Here is a 24373-nt window from a genome sequence, read left to right on the forward strand (position 1 = left end):
ATGGCTTACTATAATGCATTAAGCAAAGGAATTGCTTACGTTGAACAGGGGATAAAACAATATGAGGAACAAATTAAACGTAAGGAACTGGCTTCATTAAAAAGGTTAGCTAAAAAACACAATATGCAATTAGTTTAAAATCAATACATTAAGATATGTGTCATTGGCAGGAACGAAAGATCTATTCGCAAACTTTACAGGGCGAATAGATATGGCGTAGAATAGATCCTTCGTTCCTCAGGATGACAGGTGGTTTTTAACATGTCATGGGTAGGCACGAAGGATCTCATAAACCTATATCCAAAAATTTCGGCTTCGCAGGGGCCTCCTATCTGCGTGTATAAACATTATAAGCCCACCACTATTTTTCATCGTTTCCTGCAACTATAAAAGTCCCCTAAAACAAAAAAAGAGAGAGCCTACGGCTTCCTCTTTTTTTTTAAGTTGACTGACCTCATTATTTACCATAAAGAACTAATTGGTTAGATCGATAATAACAATTGCTCAAAGATAAGCACTATAGATTTAGTAGACTAATTTTTTGGCAAAAAAAGCACGCTTTTTGTGAAAAAACACCACTTTTTCATCAAAAAGGGGTCTTTTTTGAAAAAAACGTATCGTTTTGCCATTTTTTAGCCCTAAAAAAGTACAAATGATACCTCTTTTAACCTGATTTTGGCAGTATCCTCCCCTGCCAAGCCGGCCTCTATATGGTGTTTTAGTACTAATTCGCTTATTCTGCCGCGGATGTATATATCCTTGTCTCATTCATTACCACTGCGGTAAGGATTATGATCGGTGTTTGAAACCCGCTTTTCCTTCGTTAGTTTCCTGGTTTAACAGCTAAACTTCGCCATAAATAAAAAGTGAGGTATGACTCCCAGCCGGGAAATTCGCTGTAAAAAGCATCTATGGCTTTCACATCCTTTTTATCGCTAATAATGCTGTGCGCTATTAAAGCGTTTATAATACCCACATCGCCATAAGGGATGCTGGAGTTTTCTTTTAAACTTTTCATTAACACGTAGTTTGCCGTCCACACACCTATGCCCCTGATATCAGTGAGCAATTTTTGGCGGGATAAAAAATCGGGCAAAGCAAAGAGAATGGGTTTACTGATGGCATTATCGGCAAATAATTTGGCTATAGTTATTAAGTACTCGGCTTTTTTTTGTGAAAACTGTAAATCGCGAAGCACCGCTGGTTCAAGTGAAGCTAAGTTTGCCGGCGAGGGGAAGATCCAATATTGCTCATTATCATATCGCAAGCTTGTACCATAAGTTTCTACAAGGCGCCGTTTAAGTTTGTAGGCAAAACTTAAATTAATTTGCTGCCCGATAATGCCCCAGGCCAGGGATTCAAAAAGATCGGGCATGCCAATAAACCGCAAGCCCTTAAAATTATCGGCCATGTAGGCTAATGATTTATTAGCCTGCAGATGTGTGTAAAACGACGTAAGGTCACGCTCAAGGTCAAACCAATCGGCAACAAATTGATGTACATGGTTTATTGTTGAGGTGGATTGCAATCCCGCAAGCCATTGTAACTTAAGGGAGCCATCTGCGTATGAAATATCAACCAGCATTTGCTGCCCTTCAAGCTCAAACGCCCGCCGCACACTCCCGGCGCGTACCTGGTAAATACAGTCGTCAAATCCTCTGTTTAAATACCACAAACACTCCTGCCAGTTAAAATGCTGTGTTTGTGAAATAGGGATGCTGGTGGTCATTAGGCAAAGCTAATGCCGCGCAAGGAATAAACATACCCGATTGTTGCGGATTTGGGGACTATTTAGCAATTTAAAGAAAATTGCTTTTGACGAAAGCAGCCGATACACTGCTTACAAATTTGCCGGCCAGCAATAGCTATCTGTTAAAAGTATTTATTTAGTAATATTACAATGTTAAATGGGTTTATATTATAACATATATTTGTGATTTATTTAAAAGGATGTTTGCAGATAGTGATTCAGAAAGCCGTAAAACAAAGATAATGATCATTATTGTTGTTTTAGTAATACTTACTTTGTTGATAATCTGTAGCTTATCTTATGAATTTGAAAAGATCATCAGCCCGTCTTCAACCGGCGACAGAAACTGGGACGGGAATTGATCATTATAACATCTACCGATGGTTAGTTTATGATAAGAGAAACATTTGCAGAGTATTCTCAAAAAAAAAGTAATTGGCTTGAGCTTAAACTCATTGGTCAGTACAAAAAACTGCAGGTTTTAAAGCGGGCAATCAGGTGGCGGTTTTACTTAATATTTAACACCGTAACTATTAATAGGGATAAATTAATAAAAAACTCTGTTCCTGTTTTAATTAACAACTATGATAGGCTGGCGTCATTGCAGGCACAAATCAATTGGCTTTTATCGTTAAATGAAAACATCTCCATTATTGTAGTGGATAATAAATCAAACTACCCGCCCCTCTTGGAATATTATCAAAGCCTGGCGCCAGTTAAAAACTGCCAGGTAGTTTATCTGAACCATAATTCCTGGCTTAAAGGAGTAAACTATTTGGCTAAACAGCTAAAAGAATTTTCAAAGCTGATTATAACAGATGCGGATTTGCTGCCTTATGAGGATACCCCTGATGACGTTATTGAACATTTATCAAACCTGCTTGATAGATATCCGGACTATAATCATATCGGGCTTTCATTAGAGATCAACGATATTCCGGATCACTATCCGTTAAAAGCCAACGTAGTTAAACACGAATCGCAATTTTGGCCGCCGGCAGCCCGTCAACTTAATAATGAGGTGATAGTGGCAGCTGTACATTCAACTTTTGCCATGTATCGTAACCGCTCTGTTTTTAATTCAAAAGATCCGGCGCTACGAACAACAAGACCGTATACTTTGAAACATATAGATTGGTATACAGACCCGGAAAGTATTTCAGAAGAATATCAGCATTATATGAGGTATTGCCAACCCGTGGCCTCGTGGTCGCAGGAATTGATGGCCACCGGGAAAATCAAACCCATAAAAGCCGGGTTATAGCGATTCGAATTTAATATTTAAACTAACAAGGTTATCTATTATGGTTTTAAAATTGGCCCCCGTTTCGGCATGGTCATGTAGTAATATGATTTCATTTGAATCCGGGTTACCAAGCCATCTTTTTTCTTTTGCGTAAATTCTTCTATAATCTTTGGGGGTTTGACTTTTTACTCTTTTTAAAACCGCTTCAATTGTTTCAAGCCCCCGCATGTTTTGCTTAATTAAAGCCCACTCCATAATATCAAATGTCCATAACATGTCAATATCATTTTTAAGCCTTTTAGTATTTAAATAAGCATAATTGACATTTTTAAACTGGGGTTTAACATATCCCAGTCTTTTTAAGTAATCCTGTATATATTTCGCTTTTTTTAAATCTGGAGGAGAAAGGATCCCGAAGTTTTTTCCAAACCTGCCATCTCCCTTATCCCCATACGGAAATCTAAACCATTTTTCGTTGTAATTTAATCCCGCGCTTTGATATAATGAGGTTATAATTTCATCGGCCTTAGCTATTTCATAACAGGCTTCTTTTAAAGAGAGCGAAGAAAAATGAGGGTGACTGTACGAGTGGTTTTGAATTTTAAAGCCCATTTTTAAAGCCTGAATAGCGGCGTCACATTCCTTTTCTAAATTTTTGCCTATACAAAAAAACACAGCCGGAATCTGGCAGTCTTTTAAATAGTTGCAATGCCTCAAAAACTCAGGCGATGGCGAGTCGTCAATGGTAAGATAAGATATTTTCAAAAAAGGCAGATGATTTAAATAAAACTAAAGGTAATCATATTTATTTGCTCGTGCCGCTGGGGCCACAGGCTACACACGCGAGTTTTGCCATTCCAACAAAAAAGCCGCTTTACTTTCGTAAAGCGGCTTAGTAGCCCGTAGGGGAATCGAACCCCTGTTTCTAGAATGAAAATCTAACGTCCTAACCCCTAGACGAACGGGCCTTTTTTTAAAGGCGCTTCCCTTATTTTGGGAGTGCAAATATATCGCTTATTTGCTAAAACAAAAATAAATTTTAACATTTTTTTATTTATGTCTGATTATGAATGTGTTTTTTTTATCTGGTAAACAAAATAGCGCTTTTCTCATTGTATTTCTGTGCGCGTTAAAGCTATCTTTATCGTAAAATCATTTATTCCTTATGAAAGCAATCTGGAACAACCAGGTTATTGCCGAAAGCAATGACACCGTTGTAGTTGAAAACAATCACTATTTCCCTAAAGAAAGTGTAAAAGCCGAATACCTGGAGGAGACTGACACCCATACTACCTGCCCATGGAAAGGCCTGGCATCTTACTATACCCTTAATGTTGATGGCAAAATCAATCCCGACGCAGCATGGTATTACCCGCAGCCCAAAGATGCGGCGGTAAACATTACCAATTATGTTGCCTTTTGGAAAGGTGTTAAAATAACCGATTAAGCATGAAAAAATACGATGCCATCATTATTGGCTCCGGGCAGGCAGGCGCGCCGCTGGCCAAAAAACTGGCTTTAGCCGGTTTAAAAACGTTGATCATCGAAAAACGTTTTTATGGAGGCACCTGCGTAAATGATGGCTGCACCCCAACCAAAACCTGGGTGGCATCGGCCAAAGCGGCTTATATGGCGGGCAACGGTGCTGATCTGGGCGTACCGGTTAAGCGCTTTAGCATCAACATGCCCAAAATAAAAAAACGGAAGGATGATATCGTGATGCAATCGCGCATTGGCGGCCAGCATGCTGCCGAAAAAACCAAAGGATTAGACGTTGTTTTTGGTGAGGCTACTTTTGTGGACGATAAAACGGTTTCGGTAAAACTTAAAAACGGCAAAAAATCCAATGTGCAAGCCGACCTCATCTTTTTAAACACGGGTGCAAAACCATTTATCCCCGAAATTGAAGGGTTAAACGAAATCAAATACCTCGACTCGACCAGCATTTTAGAGCTGGACTACGTGCCGGAGCATTTGTTGGTGATCGGTGGGAATTATATTGGGTTGGAATTTGGGCAGATGTTCCGCAGGTTTGGCAGCAAGGTAACCATAGTCGAAAAATCGGCCCATATTGTATCCAAAGAAGATGAGGATGTTTCTGTGGAGATGCAAAACATTTTAGAAGCCGAGCAGATTAAAATACTCACCAACGCGCAGGCTATTAAATTTAAGCAAAAAGCGGGTGGTAAAATAACGGCTACTGTATCGGTTGATGGCGAAGAGCAGAAAATAAAATGCACGCATGTGTTGGTGGCCGTTGGTCGCACCCCGCAAACAAAGGATCTGGGGCTTGAAAAAGCCGGCGTTGCAACCAATGATAAGGGGTATATTGTAGTTAACGATAAATTAGAAACCAACGTAAAGGGCATTTATGCCCTGGGTGATGTAAAAGGCGGACCGGCATTTACACACATCTCCTATAACGATTACACCATTGTTTATCGTAACCTTATCGAAAAACAAAACCTGGGTATTAAAAACCGCCCTGTTCCGTATTGTATGTTTACCGATCCGCAATTGGGCCGGGTAGGCATTGATGAAAATGAGGCAAAGAAGCTTGGGATTGAATACAAAGTAGCTAAATTGCCCATGGCCCATGTGGCACGCGCCATTGAAACCGGCGATACCCGCGGCTTTATGAAAGCTATTGTTGACCCTAAATCAAAAAAGCTATTGGGTGCTACTGTACTTGGCCCCGAAGGCGGCGAGATCATGACGGTATTGCAAATGGCTATGGAGGGTGGTATTACTTATGAGCAGATCCGATATTTTATTTTCGCGCACCCGCTATATGCAGAATCATTAAATAATCTTTTCCTGGCCCTGGAAGACTAATTTTACCGCATGATAAAGGTTGATGGTATAAGCAAACAGTTTGGCAAGGTTAAAGCCGTCGACGCTATCTCATTTGAGGTGCAGGAACAGGAAAACATGATCTTGCTGGGCACCAGCGGTTGCGGTAAAACCACTACGCTAAAAATGATCAACCGCCTTATTGAGCCATCGGGAGGAAAGATCTTTATCAATAAAAAAAACATACTGGATCAACCGCCGGAAATTTTGAGACGCGGCATTGGCTACGTATTGCAAAACAACGGGTTGTTCCCGCATTATACCGTGGCCGAAAACATTGCCCTTGTGCCGCAATTATTGAAATGGGATAAAAAGAAAACCGAAGGCCGCACTGCCGAGCTGATGGAAAAACTGCACCTTGATAAAAGCTATCTACATGTTTACCCCAATGAACTAAGTGGTGGCCAACAGCAGCGGATAGGGCTGGCCAGGGCGTTGGTATCCGATCCGCCGGTTTTGCTTATGGATGAGCCCTTTGGTGCGTTGGATAATGTAACACGGTCAAATATCCACAAAGAGTTTAAAGCGCTGGATGAATTAAAGCGAAAAACCATCATTATGGTTACCCACGATGTGCAGGAGGCTTTTGAACTGGGCGACAGGATCTGCCTGATGGATAAGGGCAGGATCATTCAATCGGGTACACCTGCCGAACTGCTGTTCAGTCCGGCAAATAAGTTTGTGGAAGATTTTTTAAAGGATCAGCGCCTGCAACTGGAATTCAAGGCCGTTAAACTGGTGGATGTTTGGGAGTTGTTACCCAACCCGCCTAAAAAAGCTAAAACACCGGCCCTTCCTGCCGGCACCGATCTGTGGACGGCGCTGGAGAGTTTCAAATTCGGCAAAGCCGAAACCGTCAATATTCAAAAAGATGACGAGGTAAAAGCTGCAACCTTTGAGGAATTGATGGCTGCATTTTATCAATATAAAAACAAACAGGGCCATGAATGAGCATCAGCAAACGCTATTTGAGTTTATGGGCCAGCAAGCCGATAAACTGGCTGTGCAAACCCTGCAGCACATCGGACTTACTTTTATATCGCTTTTTATTGCCGCGCTTATCGGACTGCCTTTGGGGATTTTTATTACCCGTAAGGTAAAACTATCGGGCCCGGTATTGGGAGTTGCAGGCATATTGCAAACCATTCCCAGCATCGCGTTATTGGGTTTCATGATCCCTGTACTTGGCATAGGTGCCAAACCGGCTATTGTGGCTTTATTGCTTTACGCTTTGCTCCCAATAATACGTAATACTTATACCGGCATCACCGGGGTTGATGCAGCCGTAAAAGAAGCCGCCGTTGCCATGGGGATGAACAAGTGGCAGGTATTATTCAAGGTTGAGCTACCACTGGCTATGCCTGTTATTTTGGCCGGTATCCGCACCGCTACAGTGATAAATGTTGGCGTGGCAACATTGGCGTCCTATATTGCCGCAGGTGGCTTGGGCGAGTTTATATTCGGTGGCATCTCTTTAAATAATACCAACATGATCCTGGCGGGGGCAATCCCGGCTGCACTGCTGGCTATTATCTTTGATTTCCTGCTGTCGAGGGTGCAAAAGCTCAATTTTAAAAAGATCAAAAAAACAACTTATGCCATGCCGGTTTTACTGGTGCTGCTATCATCGTTCTACTTTATCCCATCGGCCTACGGAGGCAGGCTTACAGCGGGTTTTACGCCCGAGTTTATGGGCCGGCAGGATGGCAACCTGGGCCTGGAAAGTAAATATGGCTTAAAGATCCATACCATTGTGATCAGCGACGCCGTGATGTACAAGGCCGCGTTTGAAAAACAGCTGGATGTAATCAGCGGCTACTCAACCGATGGGCGCTTAAAGGCGTACGACCTGGTGGTTTTAGATGATGATAAACGGATCTTCCCTCCTTATTATGCCGCACCCATCATCCGGGAAGAATCACTCAAAAAATACCCTGGGCTTGAAAAAACGCTAAACCTGTTATCGGGCAAAATAAATGATTCGGTGATGACAGATTTAAATTACCGGACTGACTACCTTCACCAAACACCAGAACGTGTAGCGAAGGATTTCCTGGTGGCAAATAAATTATTTAAACCATCCCGCGAGGGGAGCACCGGCATCATCCGCATTGGCTCAAAAATATTTGGCGAGCAATACATCCTGGCTAACATGTACAGTATGCTCATTAAAGGGAATACAAACTATGATGTATCAACAAAAACAGGCCTTGGCGGTACAAAAATTTGCTTTGATGCCTTAACTAATGATCAGATAGATTTTTACCCCGAATACACGGGTACAGGCTTGCTGGCCATATTACAGGCATCGCCAAAAACGGTAAATGAAGTAACCAAAAGCAAGGATAGCACTTATAACTACGTGCAGCAGGAGTTTGAAAAGCGCTACCAGGTAAAATGGCTAAAACCCATTGGCTTTAATAACGCCTACGCGCTGATGATGAGAAAAGAACAGGCTAAACGTTTAAATATTAAAACAATTTCTAACCTCAAACGATATTTGAATAGTAAATAATTCAATGGATTTAGTCGATTGTTATAAAAAAGTTCGCCGGCGAACGGAGCAGATCTGCAGCCCACTGCAAACTGAAGATTACGTGGTACAACCTGTGGTTGATGTTAGTCCGCCCAAATGGCATATAGGGCACGTTACGTGGTTTTTTGAAACTTTTATTTTAAAGCCCTATTTTATGGGTTACCAGGAGTTTAACCCCAATTACAATTACGTTTTTAACAGCTATTATGAAACGGTGGGCAACCGGGTTATCCGTACCGACAGGGGCAATTTGAGCCGCCCAACTGTTGCCGATATTTATCAATACCGGGCCTATGTTGATGAGGCTATGGCCAAATTCCTGTGCGAAGAACCATCTTCCGATGTTAAAGAATTACTGATCCTTGGTTTTAACCACGAAGAACAGCACCAGGAGCTTTTATTAACCGATATCAAATACATATTAGGCCATAATCCTTTGTTTCCGGCTTATTCTGCAGATTACGTTTCGCCCAAAGTAAAGGAGACTGATACCGCTTTTATTAAGATGGGTGAAGGTATTTATGAGATAGGTTTTGAAGGAGAAGGCTTTTGCTTTGACAACGAGCTTAACCAGCATAAAGTATATTTAAATGCCTACGGGATAAGCCCCAACCTGGTAACCAATGCCGAATACCTGGAGTTTATTAACAGTGGTGGCTATCATGATTTTCGCCATTGGCACGCCGAGGGATGGGACTGGGTAAACACCAACAAAGTTGAAGCTCCGCTTTACTGGCATTTGATAGATGGTGCATGGCATAATTATACTTACCATGGCTTACAGCAGGTTAATTTAAATGAGCCGGTTTGCCATATCAGCTATTTTGAGGCCTACGCCTACGCCTCATGGAAAGGGCTTAGGTTGCCTACCGAATTTGAGTGGGAGGCAGCCGCAACAAAGTTTGACTGGGGCAAAAACTGGGAGTGGACCGAAAGCGCTTACCTCCCCTACCCTGGTTTTGCAAAAGCGCCCGGCGCTATAGGTGAGTATAACGGTAAATTTATGGTGAACCAAAAAGTATTACGGGGCGCATCGGAAGTTACATCGCCAGGGCATAGCCGGGTTACTTACCGCAACTTTTTTCAAACACATTTACGCTGGCAATTTACGGGCATAAGATTGGCCCGTTAACCATGCAAAACAGGAAGACAGATGGACTCAACCTTAGCACAAACAAATTTGAACACAGCATCAACAACTAAAACCGAAGCGTTTTTGAGTGATGTTATCACGGGTTTACGGGGCAATCCTAAAAGATTAAATTCAAAATACTTTTATGATGCCAATGGCGATAAGCTTTTCCAGGATTTAATGAATTGCGAAGAGTATTACCCAACCAATTGCGAGCTGGAAATATTTTCTGAGCGTACCGACGAGATCACCGACGCCCTGATTGCCGGTGGAGACGCGTTCGACCTGATAGAATTGGGAGCTGGCGATGCCACTAAATCTGCCTATCTGCTAAAAGACCTGTTAGATAAAAAGGCCGATTTTACCTATCTGCCGATAGATATATCCGAAAATGTAATATCATACCTCAATATCACACTGCCGGTTACGCTACCGGGCTTAAAGATCACCGGCTTAAATGGCGAGTATTTTGATATGCTAAAAAAAGCGGCTTCAATTTCATCCAGGCGTAAAGTGGTTTTATTTTTGGGGTCGAATATTGGCAATATGCCGGTACCGGAAGCCATTGAATTTTGTCGCGAATTACGCAATCACCTTTCCGAAGGCGATATGTTGTTGATTGGTATGGATTTAAAAAAAGACCCAAAGGTTGTTCTTGCTGCCTACAATGATAAAGAGGGAATAACCAAAAAATTCAACCTTAACCTGCTCGAAAGGATAAACAGGGAGCTCGGGGCCGATTTTGACCTCGCAAAATTTGATCATTATCCCACTTACGACCCGGAAAGCGGAGCCTGCAAAAGCTACCTCATCAGTCTTGAGGATCAGATGGTAAAAATTGGAGGTAAGGAGAACATCCATTTCCAGAAAGATGAATACATCTACATGGAAATTTCTCAAAAATTTACCCTGATGCAAACCGACCAGATAGCCATTAATACCGGTTTTGCACCATTAACCCAATTTTTTGACGGAAAGAAGTGGTTTGTGGATGCCATTTGGGTAGCAGCATAACACGATTTGTAAGATTTACAGGATTTTTGATTCCTTTCGCCCTATAAGGAAACTCGTTGGTTAATCAAATTACCAACGAGTTTTTTTATTCATCTGCATATTTGAAATCTGAAATTTGCACATCAAAAATCCTGTAAATCCTACAAAATCCCGCAATTGTGTTACAGCAATCTCGGGTTCAGCTCAGAGTCTATCAACCCTCCAATTGGCTTGTTCATCAGCCATTTATGATGATCGTTTTTTTGCCACTCGTTTTTATAGGGAGTAATCCGCGCGCCATCAGCAATGTAAATAACAGTCATTACCTCGCGCATCTTATCGGAGTTATTTGCTGGTGCATTGTGAATAGTAAAGCCACGGTGAAAGGTTGCGTCGCCGGCATTCATCGTTTGGGCCCTGCTTATCACAAAACCTTTTTCTTTCACATAATCATCAAACAACGATTCTGATTCATCAGAGATCTCGTGGTTAAATACGGCTCCTTTGTTGTATGATTTTGAGGCAAACGTTAACATCCCCATATCAACATCAATATCAACCAAAGGCATCCACATGGTTACGGTGTTGTAGGTATCAATAGGCCAGTAATATTGATCCTGGTGCCAGGGTGTGGGGCCGCCGCCGGCCTCTTTAAACAAAGCCTGGTCATGATACAACCTTACGTTTTCAACACCCATCAGGTCGGCGGCAATTTTTGCCATGCGTTTGGCAAACACAAACTTTTTTACGTCGGCATCAACCTGCCAAAGGTTCATGATCTGTAAAAAAGCCTTCCCGTAAGTATCCCTGTCCTCCAGTTTACGCTTCTCTGTATTATACCTGTCTGCAGCGCCAACAATTATTGGCCGGTAAGCTTCAATCTCGTCTTTTGAAAGTATATTTTTAACTAAAGCGTGTCCTTTTTCACTAAATTCATGAATGGTTTGGGGGGATAACGTTACAAGATCATCAAGCGGTAGCAGCTCAGAAATCTTAGTATTCATAATTTTTTTAGTTTATATTCAAAGTAAGTTTAACTTTATCTGATAAAAAATGAAATGAATGGTATATTTATGGGTTATTTTATCCGTAATTTGACATAAAATAATATTTACGCTAAAATATGCAATGATAAAGGCCTCGTACGAAATTCTTCAACCGTCAAACAGTCAATCATTCCTTGTCAGGAAATTTGATAAACTGGCATTTGATGCCCCTTATCATTTTCATGAAGAGTATGAGTTGACATGTATTATAAAAGGCACCGGCAAACGCTATGTTGGCAGCCATATGGAGGATTTTGCTTGTGGCGATGTGGTATTACTTGGTCCCAACCTGCCGCATTGCTGGAAATTGGAGCCCGGCAATATACCCGCCGAAAAGGCAAGTGCTATTGTAATTCAGTTCAATGATGCTTTTTTAGGCAGCGATTTTTTCAATAGATCTGAACTGCTGCATATCAAGGACCTTTTTCAAAAAAGCGGCTGCGGCGTATCCTTTCACTCAGATACCCAGGCCGAAGTAAAGCAGCTTTTGCTTAACCTGGTTGAGGAGAAAAATAATTTCAGGATACTGATAGGTTTGTTGGAGATATTACAGCGAATGGCTTCGTCTGATGAGTACATGCTGCTTGATCAGCACCGTGTAGTTGCCGAACGGACACTGGCCGAAAACGAACGAATTAACCCGGTATTTGCCTACCTGGTAGAGAACTTCAGGAAACAGGTATCGTTAGATACGGCGGCAGGTATCGCCAACATGACCACCAATGCTTTTTGCAAATACTTTAAAAAGGTAACCCGCAAAACATTCATGGAAACCATTATTGAGTACCGGCTTAATTACGCCATACAACAATTAGTGCAAACCGATAAACCAATTTCTGAAATATCATATGAAAGCGGTTTTGGTGATGTATCGCATTTTTACAAAATGTTTAAGGCAAAAATGCAATTAAGCCCGCTTAATTACCGCAAACGGTTTATGCGCAACATTACAAGTACCCCCAAAAAGTTATCGGCTTAAAAGGGAGATCAGGTTACGTTGATAATGCCGCGTTTAATGGCGTAAATAACCAGGCCCACCAGGTTTTTTGACCCCGTTTTTTCAAACAGGCGGGCGCGGTATCCCTCAACTGTGCGTACACTTAAAAAAATTTTATCGGCAATTTCCTGGTTTGAGCATTCCTGGCAAACTAATTTTAGCACCTCGATTTCGCGTTCATTTAAATCGGCCTTGTTGGATGTTATGGTTTCAGAATGGTCATTACCTACCAGTTGTTTGATAAGGGTAATAGAAAGGTGCTCATTAAAATAAAACCCCTTGCAGTGTACCGTTGAAACGGCCTCGATGATCTCTTCGGGCTCGGCGTTTTTAAGCAGGTAGCCAGATGCGCCGGCCTTCATCATATCAACAATATACTTATCCTCGTTAAACATGGATAGCGCCAGGATCTTGATCTTTTTATAATTCTGATGTACAAAGGTAGCGGTTTGTATGCCATCCATTTCGGGCATTTTTATGTCCATCAGCAAAACATCGGGGGTTTTGGTAGTTAGCAACCCCATCAATTCTTTGCCGTTTGAGGCCTCCAATATCAGGTCGAAGTCCTCGCAATCTTCAAGGGTTGCTTTTAAGCCATTCCTGAAAATTTTATGATCATCTACGATGCCTAATGTAATTTTACCCATTGACTAACAAATAGTTGAATAAAGATAGTTTTTAATGCTACAAAACTATACTATTTTTAATTTTATCGTTGTAAGCGTACCATTTGACGGTTTGCTGTAAATATCAATTTGCCCGTTAATGAGTTGTACCCGGCTTTCCAGGTTTTTAATGCCAAAACCCCGTTTTACATCGCCAAGGTTAAAGCCAATACCGTTATCTTTAAATTCAAGTACCATAAAATCACCTTCTTTTTTTATGGCAAAATGTATTACGGTGGCGTCGGCGTGTTTAATGGCATTGCCGAAAAGCTCCTGGGCTATGCGGTAAAGGGTTACTTCAACGTCGGGCGCGAAGCGCTGATCGGGCATATTTTTGCTGCATTTAACCTTGATATGGGTAGATTGCTCTACCTTATTACATAAGGCTTCAATAGCCACCAGTAAACCATAATCGGTTAATACCGGTGGCAATACATTGTGAATAATGTTACGGATTTCCTGTATACACTCATCCGTAAGTTTGCGGGTATCGGCCAGTAAGGGCTGATTGGTATCGGCCCCAAAGTTTTTATCCAACCGGTGCAGGTTAAGTTTTATGGCCGATAACACCTGGCCTACGCTATCATGTAAGTCTTCGGCCAGGCGTTTACGTTCGCTTTCCTGGGTTTCAAAAACGGCGGCCATCAGGTCGCTTTGCCGGGCATCATGTAAAGCCCGCAGTTCAACCTGGTTCCTGATCATTTTACGCTGATAAATGATCACAAAGAAAAACAGGCAGGTGATTAATACCACTACCACCAAGGTACCTATAATAAGTACGGGGATCAGGTTGTTTTCTGGGGCTTGCAAAGTAATCCTACTGAAAATAATGTATTGGCAATAATATTCGTTATGCTGTTAATAATATAGTAATTGGGCCTGTCATTGACCGGTATCTGTGTTAACAGCATAACCAGGAATATATTAACTGACGTATAAAGCAAAACTCCGGCATTTATCCAAAAGGGCCCTTGCTTCTCAATATCGACATATTTAAGCGGATTTAAAAGCTCATAGAAATAAATAAGGGACAATATAATCATTGATATACTTAGTGCCGTGTTTGAAACAGTAGGATAGTCATATATATCCGTATTAAAGAACAACATCAGCCCCAAAGTCACAGCCGCAATTGTCACCGTGACTTTTTTCAATACGGGTCTACTAAAAAGATTGTAATATATAAGCGTATAAAATACTAAGGATACCAGCACATTTAAATGAAATAATGGCATATTATTTTTGCTCCCACTTTTCGCCAGCAACCAGGCAATAGGATCAAACGTGCAAGATATCAGAAAGTAGAGTGCAGATATCTTTAAAACCTTATCAAGCCGTTTATAGTTATACAATGCAGCTGCTACCGGTAAAAAACCCGAAGACGTTGATAAAATGTCTAATGTTACGCTTAATGACATTGGATTAAAGAAGGCTTTTAGCTTGATAAAACATTTTGAGGGCAGCCTTCTGAACCAGGACAGGGGTGCGACATATTACCTACTATATTATCTGTAGTAGGTGCCACCAAAGCAAAGGTCTTTATTTCTGTAGAAACCGCTGCTACTTCTTTTTTTGCCTCACCAGGTAGTTGGTCATGCCCGCTGGCCACCACACCTGTAATTACAAAGCGCTTTTCGCCATCGGAATTGGCTACTACCCGGATAAAGAAGTTGCCTACAGATACCCAGAATTTTTGCCAGCCGCTAAGATGTTGCTTATTAGCATAGTAAATACGGATACCCAGGCAGCCATCCTGGGCCAATATGGTTTTTAAAATTTTTTGTCCGAAGAACTGCGATACTACGCCATCCGGATGGCGGTGACGGTGGTTTTTTGTCCAGGCTGCGGCAAGTTCAAGATCGATGGCGGCACCTTCATCGCCGGTAATCGGATCGGTGCCTCTTGTTGGTTTAGTTTCCATGATTGAGTTTAATGTAGAGGGTTAGGAATTAGTTTGGCTAAAACTAAGACTAATAAGTTATTATTTCAACAGGGCGAAAAGTTTTACAAAAAATGCAAGCGGTGTTATTAATTCGTAACAGGTTCATTTACAGTTAATAGTGATTAGTCTCGTTTTTTCACCGGGTGCATTTTACGTATTTCTACGCAAACGAATCTGTAGTTGTACGTTTTCGATAGCGTACAACTACAAGCTATAAAACAGTAGTAGCCACGTTGCTTTCACCTTTTTTTAAGCAAACCTTTGACATGACAAAACGCTGCAAAAATAGCTGTGCAACAAAATGTTATGGAGGATGCCCAAAATCCATTTTCAAAGAGTAGGCACCAAAAATCTAAAGCAAAAACCTATGAGCTACATTATTAAAGGAAACCTGCGTGGTTTACTATGTTCTGATTGTGAGATCCCTGTTTCGGGAACCTCTGTAAAAGTTTACAAAACGTTTGACAGGGTTAACGAAACCCGCCTGGCCGTTGCCGATGCCAAACAAACCTTTCACCAGGTAAGCGACGTTGAATTGAGGGAGAAAGAAAAATCGCTGCTTGCCGAGGCCCAGCTACAGGATAACGGCGACTTTGTAATCAGCATTGGCGAAAAATCCGGCTATGAAGGCGGTGCTGTGGATGTGGATTGGTATTGCGGTAACAACCCCATCAAAATTGGCCCGGGGCCAAAGAAAGACCTTTCGCTGCAATTTCATATCACCACCCTGCAGCCTATGTACAAACAAAACGAAAACGGCGAACATCTTGCCTTTTTTGAGTATAGAATAGATCCTAAATGGTTTTGCCGGATCCTTACACTTTTGGATATATGGGTAGTTTGTGGCATCGTGGCCGATTGTGAAACTAAAAAGCCAATAGCCGGCGTAAAAGTTTTCGCTTACGATGTGGATCTGATCCAGGACGATTCGCTTGGTAATGCCTATACCGATAGCAACGGCAAATTCACCATTGTTTACCCTGGTGCCAACTTCAGGCAAACATTGCTTTCGCCGTTTTTAAATGTAGAATGGCCGGCCGGTCCCGATTATTATTTCAGGGTTGAATCCTCATCGGGCACTGTCCTGTTACAGGAAGACCGTACCCGCGGTCGCCAAACCGACCGCCACAATGCCCATAACTGCCTTTGTGTAAAGCTTTGTATTAAAGATGGCGGCATTTATACCCATGATGTACCCTGGTTTACTTCGGTGGGTAATTTTAGTATTACATCTGATATTGATGCCGGTGGCAAAACACTGGGTACTAAATTTGGCGCCGGTGGTACAGGCTTCGGCTTTTTCAGTTCGGTAAAATTGGGCGGCTATGCAACCAAAAAAGTACCGACCGCGCCTGCAAGCGCTTTGTATTACCGCTTTTTGTATTCATTGGATAATGTAACCTTTAACCCGGTTACGGCAACCCAGATGGAGGGCACCGCCCTTAAGGTTGCTACCCGGCAAATCACCTGGAATGGTACAACGGCTTTCCAGGATGTAGTGATAGATATTAACCAGCCGGCATCAATAGCCGATAGCGTACCTGCAGATAATTTTCCTAATCCCATCCCCGACCACGTGCTACACCCTGATGCCAATGGCTGGGTAAGGGTTGATCAGCCTGCTTTGGATAATGGCTTTTATGGCTCCTTGTTTTATTTAAATACCAATACCATTATTGGTGGCGGCGACGCAAGTACCGGTTTAACCGCTGGCGTTGAAGTATCAGTACCCGAACAAAAAAATGGCAGGATGCTGTTTATACAGTTTCAAACAACAGACGATCCGGCAAACCCTGCATCAATCCACTTAAACACACAATCGCTTATCGGCAAAATATATGTAAACAACTGGAACGAGGTTAACCTGCTTAAGCTGGAAGAGTTGTTTGCTAATGGCGGTACAGGCTGTTCGCCGGTACAATCACAGGCCCATGTAGACTTTACAGTAGATCATGAACTGATTAATGCCTGGAATGTGGGCATCTGGTCAAATTCAATAGGCAGTGTATCCGGCTTGCCTTCAAATACCAACAGTGTTCCGCCAATAAGCTCGGCGAGGGGTGCAAGCCATATTCTTAATCTTGCATCGCCGGCACCATATACGTTAACACCGCCTTATAGCACGCCATGGCCATCATGCGCTTATAGCTTAACGCTAAACACACAGCGTAAATTAACCACCGGCGAGTATAATGATCAGGTTAAAACCAACCAGGTTATTTTTTGTAAGTAAGCTCAATTTTTGAATATCAAGGAAAGCATCGTTTTAACCGGCGATGCTTTTTTGTGTTTAAAATAACCGTAAAATATAGGAGAACTCGTAAACCAAAAACACCAGCACCAATATGGAATGAAACACTTTATTATTTACCCGCATAGCTACCAGGCATAATATAAAGTGGCTGATGTTGCGGATAGGGTACTCTATGGAATAATGACTGTAATAAGCCTGCCCTTTTATAAATGTATCAATCAGATCCATCAGATAGCTGAAACCCAATATACCGAAGATCCATTTTTTACGCGAATAAAAATAGTCTTCATAATCTTTATAGTCTTTTAAGTCTTCAGGGTAAATAAGTGCACAAACGCTGTAGTAGATCACGATGTAAAGGATCACAAAAAAGTATTCTACAAACAGCCACTGCTTAATATCGTGCAGGTTAAACTCCCACCACCAAAAATGCAACAACAGCAGGAACATGTAAAAAGCCCAAAGATTATGAACCCAATACGGTTTGTTGCGACCCGGATGCTGAATTTGCTTGGCTGCCCCTTTGAGCAAATGCGTAATGCTAAGGCCGAGTATTATGCCGATGACAGATTTGATATGACTAAAAAAATCCATAAGTATATCAGTGTGATGCTAATAACTAAATGTAGAGTTTTCCAGCAATAATAAAAATGGACGATTATTTCCCTCGCAAAGGCGCTAAGTTGTAAAGAGTTAAGGCTTTTCTTTGCGACTTAGCGCCTTTGCGAGTTTTAAAATCTGCTGACTTTGAAGGGGAAATGACAAAATAAAGCTATGTCATTGCGAGGTACGAAGCAATCGCGAACTGTGCAGATCCAACCTGTTTAGCGTGCGATTGCTTCGTGCCTCGCAATGACATGGTGGGCTTGTCATGGGTAGAAATCAATTACCTGTCTAAAAAATCGCCTCAGCTATCCTCTTAGTTGGCCCGGCGTTACTCATGGTATAAAAATGTAGTACGGGTACGCCAAATTTGATTAGTTCGCGGCATTGGTTTATCATCCATTCAATACCAATTTCGCGCACGTCTTTTTCAGATTTGCAGGCATTTACGGCATCGCACATATCCTCGGGCATATCAATGTGGAATGTTTTAGCCAGGCCAATCAGTTGTTTTGAATTGGTAATGGGTTTCAAGCCCGGAATGATAGGTACATTGATGCCATTAGCACGACAGTTGTTTACAAAATCGAAATATTTCTGATTGTCAAAAAACATCTGGGTCACAATAAAATTGGCACCCATATCAACCTTTTGTTTCAGGTATTTAAAGTCGGTTTTAAGGTTTGGGGCCTCAAAGTGTTTTTCGGGATAGCCGGCAATACCTATGCAGAAATCGGTCTTCAGGCTATCGTCGTTGTGCTCATGCAGGTATACGCCGTTATTCATGTTCACTACCTGCTGCAACAGATCGGTAGCATAATTATGTCCATTAGGCGTAGGTACAAAGGAAGCATCACCACGGCGGGCATCGCCACGCAATACTAACACATTCTCGATCCCTAAAAACTGCAGATCGACCAGGCCATTCTCCGTCTCATCCTTGGTAAAACCACCACACAACAAATGCGGCACAGTATCTACCTTATATTTATTCATAATAGCCGCACAGATAGCAATAGTACCTGGGCGTTTGCGGTAGCTCAGCTTTTCGAGCAAGCCGTTATCATGTTGTTTATAAATAAAATCCTCGCGCAGGGAGGTAACATCAATAAACGGCGGCTTAAACTCCATTAAAGGGTCAATGGCATCATAGATGCCTTTGATACTTTGACCTTTTAAAGGCGGTATTAATTCGAAGGAGAAAAGTGTTTTTCCGTTAGCGTTTGCTATATGTTCGGTGATCTTCATTTTGGGTTCGGGTTGCGAGGGTATCTCCTCCCGTCATTGCGAGGCACGAAGCAATCCCCGATTTGCAAGTCCGCCCTGTATAGTTGGGGATTGCTTCGTGCCTCGCAATGACGCGGTTTTATGTTGTTTTCATTTAGTAATTTATATTCGGACTTAACCAACGCTCAACCTCTTCTAATGAGAGGGTTTTCCTAACCGCATAATCCTCTACCTGATCCTTGCTAATTTTCCCCAGACCAAAATACCGGGCCTGCGGATGAGCGAAATAAAAGCCACTTACAGATGCCGCCGGGGTCATCGCTAAGCTTTCGGTTAAGTGCATCCGGGCGTTGTCTTCGGCTTGCAATATCTGGAACAGCGTAGTTTTCTCGGTATGGTCCGGACAGGCGGGATAACCTGGCGCCGGGCGGATGCCCTGGTACTCTTCCTTGATCAACTCATCGGCGCTTAATTCTTCGCCTTTGCTGTAGCCCCAGTATTCTTTGCGGACTAATTCGTGCATTTTCTCGGCGAAGGCTTCGGCAAGGCGGTCGGCAAGGGCTTTGGCCATGATGCTGTTATAATCGTCATGGTCGGCTTCAAACTCGGCAACCAACTCATCGCAACCAATACCTGTAGTTACCGCAAAGCCGCCAAAATAATCGGGCACGCCACTTTCTTTGGGGGCGATAAAATCTGACAAGGCATAATATGGATCACCTTTCACCTTCTCTGCCTGTTGCCTAAGGGTATGAATACGGGTTAACAGCGTTGTCCTGCTTGCATCGGTATATAATTCAATATCATCACCCACGCTGTTTGCAGGCCAAAAACCGATAACGCCATTGGCATGTAATAGCTTTTCTTTAACAATTTTCTTTAATAGTACCTGCGCATCATCGAACAGTTTTTTAGCTTCATCACCTACAAACTTATCAGCAAAAATCTTTGGGTAGCTGCCACGTAATTCCCATGTATGGAAAAACGGTGTCCAGTCGATATAAGGAACCAATTCCTCCAATGGGTACGATTCAAATACTTTAGTGCCTGTAAATGTTGGTTTTGGCGCAACGTCGCCATCCAAACTGATCTGGAAACGGGATTGCCTTGCCTGATCAATGGTAACAAAACGTTTGTCAGACTTTTTGTTCAAATGCGCTTCGCGCGATTTGGCGTATTCATCTTTAATGTTCTGAATATAGGTATCACGGGTTTCATGGTTCATCAAGCTGCTGCACACGGTAACACTGCGTGATGCATCTAACACGTGAATAGCCGCGCCCGAATAATTAGGGTCTATTTTTACAGCGGCATGGATTCGTGAAGTGGTTGCACCGCCCACAATCAGCGGAATAGTAAAACCTTCTCGCTCCATCTCTTTGGCAAAATGAACCATTTCATCTAAGGATGGGGTGATCAAGCCACTGAGGCCGATGATATCAACGTTTTGTTTTTTAGCTTCTTCAATAATGCGTTGCGCGGGCACCATCACCCCAAGGTCTATCACCTCGAAGTTGTTACAGGCCAATACCACGCCTACTATATTTTTACCAATGTCGTGCACATCGCCTTTCACGGTGGCCATCAGTATTTTACCGGCGTTGGCGCGGCTGTTGCTTGAATCCTCGCCTGCGTCAATAACCCGCTGTTTTTCAAGTTCGATAAATGGCAACAGGTAAGCCACAGCCTTTTTCATTACACGGGCTGATTTTACTACCTGTGGCAAAAACATTTTACCGGCGCCAAAAAGATCGCCTACTATGTTCATGCCATCCATCAGCGGGCCTTCAATTACTTCTAACGGCTTACTATAGGTTTGACGGGCTTCTTCCACATCGGCATCCAGGTACTCAATAATACCCTTTACCAACGCGTGCGATAACCGTTCCTGCACCGTTCCTTTACGCCACTCCTCATCACGGACCACTTCTTTACCTTTACTTTTAATGGTATCGGCATATTCAACCAGGCGTTCGGTAGCGTCGTCGCGGCGATTAAGCAGTACGTCTTCTACCAGCTCCAGCAGGGTTTTATCTATCTCCTGGTAAACCTCCAGCATACCGGCGTTCACGATGCCCATATCCATACCGGCACCTATGGCGTGGTAAAGGAAGGCGGAATGCATGGCCTCGCGCACCACGTTGTTACCCCTGAAGGAGAACGAAATATTACTTACCCCGCCGCTCACTTTGGCATGGGGCAGATTTTGTTTTATCCAGCGGGTGGCCTCAATAAAATCAACCGCGTAGTTATTATGTTCTTCCAAACCGGTCGCGACGGTAAGGATGTTAGGATCGAAAATAATATCCTGCGGAGGGAAACCCACCTGGTTAACCAATATATCATATGAGCGGCCGCAGATCTCTTTACGGCGCTCCAATGAATCGGCCTGGCCGGTTTCGTCAAAGGCCATGACTACGGCAGCAGCGCCGTAGCTCAGGATTTTACGGGCGTATTCAATAAATTTTTCTTCGCCTTCTTTAAGGGAGATGGAGTTTACAATGCCCTTACCCTGGATGCACTTTAAGCCAGCCTCAATAACCGTCCATTTAGAGGAGTCGATCATGATGGGCAGTTTGGCAATGTCAGGTTCGGAAGCTACGAGGTTCAGGAATTTCACCATCACCGCTTCAGAATCGATCATGCCCTCATCCATGTTGATGTCGATAACCTGGGCACCGCCTTCCACCTGCTGCAAGGCAACAGCGAGGGCGGCTTCGTAATCTTCAGCCAGTATGAGCTTCGAAAACTTTGGCGAGCCGGTAATATTGGTACGCTCACCCACGTTCACAAAAATACTATCGGGTTTTATGGTAACGGCTTCCAAACCACTCAGACGCATATCCGGATCTATTTGAGGGATGAGCCTTGCCGGATATCTTGCAGCCCTATCGGCAATACATTTAATGTGCTCCGGCGTGGTACCGCAACAGCCACCAACAATATTAACCAGCCCGGCTTTCATAAAATCATCAACCTGGTGGGCGGTTTCATGCGCGGTTTCATCATACTGACCAAACTCATTTGGTAAACCGGCGTTTGGATAGGCCGATATAAACACATCAGCTTTTTCAGATAGCTCGGCCAAATGCGGGCGCATTTCTTTTGCACCCAAAGCACAGTTTAAACCCACCGATAACAGGTTGGCGTGCCGGATAGAATTCCAGAATGCTTCAACAGTTTGGCCCGACAAGGTGCGGCCAGATGCATCCGTAATAGTCCCCGAGATCATGATAGGCAGATGCTTGCCCGATTCATTTGCGTATTTGTTGATTGCAAACAAAGCTGCCTTGGCATTCAGAGTGTCAAATATAGTTTCAACCAATAACAAGTCCGATCCGCCATCAACCAGGCCCCTAACCTGGTCATAATAAGCATCGGCCAGGTCGTCAAAAGTAACGGCACGGTAACCAGGGTCATTCACATCCGGTGATAATGACGCGGTACGGTTTGTTGGCCCAACGGCACCTGCAACAAAGCGCGGTTTCCCGGGTGTTTTTATATTGTATTCGTCGGCAACTTCACGGGCCAGGCGTGCGCCTTCGTAGCTTAGCTCATAGGCCAGCTCTTCCAGCTTATAATCGGCCAGGGAAATTACCTGTGTACTAAAAGTATTGGTTTCGATGATATCGGCACCGGCATCCAGGTACTCGGCATGGATGGCTTTAATGATATCCGGGCGCGTGATATTCAAAAGGTCATTATTCCCCTGCAGGTCACTATGGTGATCCTTAAACCGCTCCCCACGAAAATCCTTTTCGGTTAACTGGTACCGCTGTATCATGGTACCCATAGCCCCGTCAATTACAAGGATTCGCTTTTCTAATTCTTTTTTAATGTCCATTGCTTAGTATCAAGTAGTTAGTATCAAGTATCAAGTACAAAAAACTTCGTTACCTGATTTCAATTAGACCAATACAAAAAAAATCTTGCTACTTGATACTAACTACTTGCTACTAAAAAAAGCTTACATCGAAAAGTCGGGTGTTCAATTGACTTTCGCTTATCTTTCCAGGGGCTGTTTAGCCGGCCGGGTAGAATGTAGCACCTTGTGAAGCACAGGTTGCTAAGACATCGCAGGGTCTAATCCCTCCGTCTTTCTCCATAAGCAGTGCAAAGGTGCATAATAAAGCGGTAAAATGCAATAGCAGCCCGCTCCTCAAATCTGTAAGCGGTGTCAATTTATATATACGCAAAAAGCTGCCTTTGCGGGGCAGCTTTTCATAATAATTTGTTGGTTGCTGATTATCTCCTTCTGCCGAATAAACGCAGGATCATCAGGAAAAGGTTGACAAAATCAAGGTATAATGTTAAACCGCCTAAAAGAGCCATTTTACCTGCCGATGCGCTACCATATTCAATACCTGCGCCTATACGTTTCAATTTTTGAACGTCATAAGCAGTTAAACCTACAAACACAGCTATACCAACATAGCTAATGATATATTCTAACTGGGTGCTATGCATAAACATGTTCAATAGCGATGCTACAATGATGCCTACTAAACCCATCATCATCAACGAACCAAATTTGGTTAAGTCGGTATTGGTAGTATAACCCGCAATAGCCATTATGCCGAATACGATAGATGTTGTCGCAAATACTCCAAGTACCGAGCTTGCTGTGTAAACTATAAGTATATAGCTTAAACTAACGCCCATAACCGCCGAAAATGCGATGAATAATAACGCAGCCACACCATACGACAAACGGTTAAAACCGAATGAAATAATTAATACAAATGCAAGGGGGGCAAACATAACTATTGTGCCTAAACCAGTACTACGGCCTGTCTCAGGATCTCTAAGCATTGAATATAAAGCCTCATTGTGGGCAAACATGAAAGCACAAAAGGCAGAAAGACCCAAAGCCACAAACATCCATAAAAATACATTAGCTATAAATTTACGGGATGCGTCTTGGTCTGTCAATTGTATTACGTTTTTATAAACGTATTCAGAATCTTTAGTTTCCATTTTTTTATTAATAAATTAATACACGAATATACGAAGAATTGGTGAATATATTGTGAAGCCTTATAGTAGTAAGTAGTTAGTATCAAGTAGTAAGATATTTGACTTTCGGCTGGAAAGATTTTGCAGTGAACAGCTTGCGCAGCTGTCTTGAT

21 protein-coding genes, 1 tRNA gene and 1 riboswitch are annotated in these 24373 nt (G+C 42.7%); of the genes, 10 read left to right on the top strand and 12 right to left on the bottom strand.

The features are described from left to right. Positions 1-823: 823 nt before the first annotated feature. Positions 824-1729 (bottom strand): DNA-3-methyladenine glycosylase family protein, encoded by a 906-nt coding sequence (locus FHS10_RS26045; RefSeq protein ID WP_259096825.1) that lies wholly within the window; start codon positions 1727-1729, stop codon positions 824-826. 221 nt (positions 1730-1950) lie between these two features. Here FHS10_RS26045 and FHS10_RS26050 point away from each other — a divergent pair, with 221 nt between their 5' ends. Together FHS10_RS26050 and FHS10_RS26055 are read left to right on the top strand one after the other, a co-directional pair. Next, positions 1951-2112 (top strand): hypothetical protein, encoded by a 162-nt coding sequence (locus FHS10_RS26050; protein WP_259096827.1) that lies wholly within the window; start codon positions 1951-1953, stop codon positions 2110-2112. Positions 2113-2141: 29 nt separating this feature from the next. Further along, entirely contained in the window at positions 2142-3014 is an 873-nt protein-coding gene (locus tag FHS10_RS26055) for a glycosyltransferase family 2 protein (protein ID WP_259096829.1), read from the top strand. Here the strand turns inward: FHS10_RS26055 and FHS10_RS26060 are convergent. Further along, positions 3009-3761: a polysaccharide deacetylase family protein gene (locus FHS10_RS26060; protein ID WP_259096831.1), complete on the bottom strand. Its 753-nt coding sequence runs from the start codon at positions 3759-3761 to the stop codon at positions 3009-3011. The two genes, FHS10_RS26055 and FHS10_RS26060, sit on opposite strands and share 6 nt — an antisense overlap. Before the next feature lie 131 nt (positions 3762-3892). Further along, positions 3893-3964 (bottom strand) — tRNA-Glu (locus FHS10_RS26065). A gap of 197 nt (positions 3965-4161) precedes the next feature. Between FHS10_RS26065 and FHS10_RS26070 the strand changes: the two genes are divergently transcribed. From FHS10_RS26070 to FHS10_RS26095, 6 genes are read left to right on the top strand one after another with little or no spacing between them, the layout of a single operon-like run. Beyond that, complete coding sequence (locus FHS10_RS26070) at positions 4162-4443, top strand: DUF427 domain-containing protein (protein WP_259096833.1); 282 nt, start codon at positions 4162-4164, stop codon at positions 4441-4443. Positions 4444-4445: 2 nt separating this feature from the next. After that, positions 4446-5831 carry a mercuric reductase gene (locus FHS10_RS26075; RefSeq protein ID WP_259096835.1) on the top strand — a complete coding sequence of 462 codons (1386 nt, stop codon included), beginning with the start codon at positions 4446-4448 and terminating at the stop codon, positions 5829-5831. A 9-nt stretch (positions 5832-5840) separates the two neighbouring features. After that, positions 5841-6800, top strand: coding sequence for an ABC transporter ATP-binding protein (locus FHS10_RS26080; protein ID WP_259096837.1), 960 nt, complete (start codon positions 5841-5843; stop codon positions 6798-6800). After that, positions 6793-8364: an ABC transporter permease/substrate-binding protein gene (locus FHS10_RS26085; RefSeq protein WP_259096839.1), complete on the top strand. Its 1572-nt coding sequence runs from the start codon at positions 6793-6795 to the stop codon at positions 8362-8364. Before FHS10_RS26080 ends, FHS10_RS26085 begins: the two co-directional genes overlap by 8 nt. Before the next feature lie 4 nt (positions 8365-8368). Beyond that, positions 8369-9517, top strand: coding sequence for an ergothioneine biosynthesis protein EgtB (gene egtB, locus FHS10_RS26090; protein WP_259096840.1), 1149 nt, complete (start codon positions 8369-8371; stop codon positions 9515-9517). Positions 9518-9538: 21 nt separating this feature from the next. Next, the gene (locus FHS10_RS26095; RefSeq protein WP_259096842.1) at positions 9539-10531 is read left to right on the top strand and encodes an L-histidine N(alpha)-methyltransferase; all 993 of its coding nucleotides are present in this window, start codon (positions 9539-9541) and stop codon (positions 10529-10531) included. 161 nt (positions 10532-10692) lie between these two features. Here the strand turns inward: FHS10_RS26095 and FHS10_RS26100 are convergent, their stop codons facing one another. Then, positions 10693-11514, bottom strand: a complete 822-nt coding sequence (locus tag FHS10_RS26100) for a phytanoyl-CoA dioxygenase family protein (RefSeq protein ID WP_259096844.1) — start codon at positions 11512-11514, stop codon at positions 10693-10695. 124 nt (positions 11515-11638) lie between these two features. Here FHS10_RS26100 and FHS10_RS26105 point away from each other — a divergent pair, with 124 nt between their 5' ends. After that, positions 11639-12535 carry an AraC family transcriptional regulator gene (locus FHS10_RS26105; RefSeq protein ID WP_259096846.1) on the top strand — a complete coding sequence of 299 codons (897 nt, stop codon included), beginning with the start codon at positions 11639-11641 and terminating at the stop codon, positions 12533-12535. Positions 12536-12543: 8 nt separating this feature from the next. On the opposite strand, the gene FHS10_RS26110 is transcribed toward FHS10_RS26105, so the two are convergent. Genes FHS10_RS26110 through FHS10_RS26125 form a run of 4 tightly spaced genes read right to left on the bottom strand, consistent with a single transcriptional unit; the run spans position 12544 to position 15139 of the window. Continuing rightward, complete coding sequence (locus tag FHS10_RS26110; protein ID WP_259096847.1) at positions 12544-13200, bottom strand: response regulator transcription factor; 657 nt, start codon at positions 13198-13200, stop codon at positions 12544-12546. Positions 13201-13245: 45 nt separating this feature from the next. Beyond that, the gene (locus FHS10_RS26115; protein WP_259096849.1) at positions 13246-14028 is read right to left on the bottom strand and encodes a sensor histidine kinase; all 783 of its coding nucleotides are present in this window, start codon (positions 14026-14028) and stop codon (positions 13246-13248) included. Continuing rightward, a complete protein-coding gene (locus FHS10_RS26120) occupies positions 14004-14636 on the bottom strand; it encodes a hypothetical protein (RefSeq protein WP_259096851.1) in 633 nt (210 codons plus the stop codon). The genes FHS10_RS26115 and FHS10_RS26120 overlap by 25 nt, the downstream gene beginning before the upstream one ends. A 17-nt stretch (positions 14637-14653) precedes the next feature. Continuing rightward, the gene (locus tag FHS10_RS26125) at positions 14654-15139 is read right to left on the bottom strand and encodes a hypothetical protein (protein WP_259096853.1); all 486 of its coding nucleotides are present in this window, start codon (positions 15137-15139) and stop codon (positions 14654-14656) included. Between the two features lie 388 nt (positions 15140-15527). Between FHS10_RS26125 and FHS10_RS26130 the strand changes: the two genes are divergently transcribed. Further along, entirely contained in the window at positions 15528-17393 is a 1866-nt protein-coding gene (locus FHS10_RS26130; protein ID WP_259096855.1) for a transthyretin-like family protein, read from the top strand. 57 nt (positions 17394-17450) lie between these two features. Here FHS10_RS26130 and FHS10_RS26135 read toward each other — a convergent pair whose 3' ends face one another. From FHS10_RS26135 to FHS10_RS26150, 4 genes are all read right to left on the bottom strand, one after another. Further along, entirely contained in the window at positions 17451-18008 is a 558-nt protein-coding gene (locus FHS10_RS26135; protein WP_259096857.1) for a hypothetical protein, read from the bottom strand. Between the two features lie 300 nt (positions 18009-18308). Then, positions 18309-19265: a methylenetetrahydrofolate reductase [NAD(P)H] gene (gene metF / locus FHS10_RS26140; protein ID WP_259096859.1), complete on the bottom strand. Its 957-nt coding sequence runs from the start codon at positions 19263-19265 to the stop codon at positions 18309-18311. A gap of 133 nt (positions 19266-19398) precedes the next feature. Beyond that, positions 19399-23088: a methionine synthase gene (metH, locus tag FHS10_RS26145; RefSeq protein WP_259096861.1), complete on the bottom strand. Its 3690-nt coding sequence runs from the start codon at positions 23086-23088 to the stop codon at positions 19399-19401. Between the two features lie 156 nt (positions 23089-23244). Continuing rightward, a riboswitch (SAM riboswitch) is annotated at positions 23245-23355 on the bottom strand. A 134-nt stretch (positions 23356-23489) separates the two neighbouring features. Continuing rightward, a complete protein-coding gene (locus FHS10_RS26150; protein ID WP_259096863.1) occupies positions 23490-24221 on the bottom strand; it encodes a Bax inhibitor-1/YccA family protein in 732 nt (243 codons plus the stop codon). Between the last annotated feature and the right edge of the window lie 152 nt (positions 24222-24373).

This window comes from Mucilaginibacter dorajii (assembly GCF_024808255.1).
Classification (GTDB): Bacteria; Bacteroidota; Bacteroidia; order Sphingobacteriales; family Sphingobacteriaceae; genus Mucilaginibacter; species Mucilaginibacter dorajii.

What these genes read in the sequence shown, in the direction of transcription:
- FHS10_RS26105 (WP_259096846.1), top strand. Translation starts at nt 11,639, where the DNA reads ATGATAAAGGCCTCGTACGAAATTCTTCAACCGTCAAACAGTCAATCA.
- FHS10_RS26045 (WP_259096825.1), bottom strand. Translation starts at nt 1,729, where the DNA reads ATGACCACCAGCATCCCTATTTCACAAACACAGCATTTTAACTGGCAG.
- FHS10_RS26085 (WP_259096839.1), top strand. Translation starts at nt 6,793, where the DNA reads ATGAATGAGCATCAGCAAACGCTATTTGAGTTTATGGGCCAGCAAGCC.
- FHS10_RS26110 (WP_259096847.1), bottom strand. Translation starts at nt 13,200, where the DNA reads ATGGGTAAAATTACATTAGGCATCGTAGATGATCATAAAATTTTCAGG.
- FHS10_RS26095 (WP_259096842.1), top strand. Translation starts at nt 9,539, where the DNA reads ATGGACTCAACCTTAGCACAAACAAATTTGAACACAGCATCAACAACT.
- FHS10_RS26100 (WP_259096844.1), bottom strand. Translation starts at nt 11,514, where the DNA reads ATGAATACTAAGATTTCTGAGCTGCTACCGCTTGATGATCTTGTAACG.
- egtB (WP_259096840.1), top strand. Translation starts at nt 8,369, where the DNA reads ATGGATTTAGTCGATTGTTATAAAAAAGTTCGCCGGCGAACGGAGCAG.
- FHS10_RS26135 (WP_259096857.1), bottom strand. Translation starts at nt 18,008, where the DNA reads ATGGATTTTTTTAGTCATATCAAATCTGTCATCGGCATAATACTCGGC.
- metH (WP_259096861.1), bottom strand. Translation starts at nt 23,088, where the DNA reads ATGGACATTAAAAAAGAATTAGAAAAGCGAATCCTTGTAATTGACGGG.
- FHS10_RS26055 (WP_259096829.1), top strand. Translation starts at nt 2,142, where the DNA reads ATGATAAGAGAAACATTTGCAGAGTATTCTCAAAAAAAAAGTAATTGG.
- FHS10_RS26150 (WP_259096863.1), bottom strand. Translation starts at nt 24,221, where the DNA reads ATGGAAACTAAAGATTCTGAATACGTTTATAAAAACGTAATACAATTG.
- FHS10_RS26120 (WP_259096851.1), bottom strand. Translation starts at nt 14,636, where the DNA reads ATGTCATTAAGCGTAACATTAGACATTTTATCAACGTCTTCGGGTTTT.
- FHS10_RS26130 (WP_259096855.1), top strand. Translation starts at nt 15,528, where the DNA reads ATGAGCTACATTATTAAAGGAAACCTGCGTGGTTTACTATGTTCTGAT.
- FHS10_RS26080 (WP_259096837.1), top strand. Translation starts at nt 5,841, where the DNA reads ATGATAAAGGTTGATGGTATAAGCAAACAGTTTGGCAAGGTTAAAGCC.
- metF (WP_259096859.1), bottom strand. Translation starts at nt 19,265, where the DNA reads ATGAAGATCACCGAACATATAGCAAACGCTAACGGAAAAACACTTTTC.
- FHS10_RS26125 (WP_259096853.1), bottom strand. Translation starts at nt 15,139, where the DNA reads ATGGAAACTAAACCAACAAGAGGCACCGATCCGATTACCGGCGATGAA.
- FHS10_RS26075 (WP_259096835.1), top strand. Translation starts at nt 4,446, where the DNA reads ATGAAAAAATACGATGCCATCATTATTGGCTCCGGGCAGGCAGGCGCG.
- FHS10_RS26050 (WP_259096827.1), top strand. Translation starts at nt 1,951, where the DNA reads ATGTTTGCAGATAGTGATTCAGAAAGCCGTAAAACAAAGATAATGATC.
- FHS10_RS26070 (WP_259096833.1), top strand. Translation starts at nt 4,162, where the DNA reads ATGAAAGCAATCTGGAACAACCAGGTTATTGCCGAAAGCAATGACACC.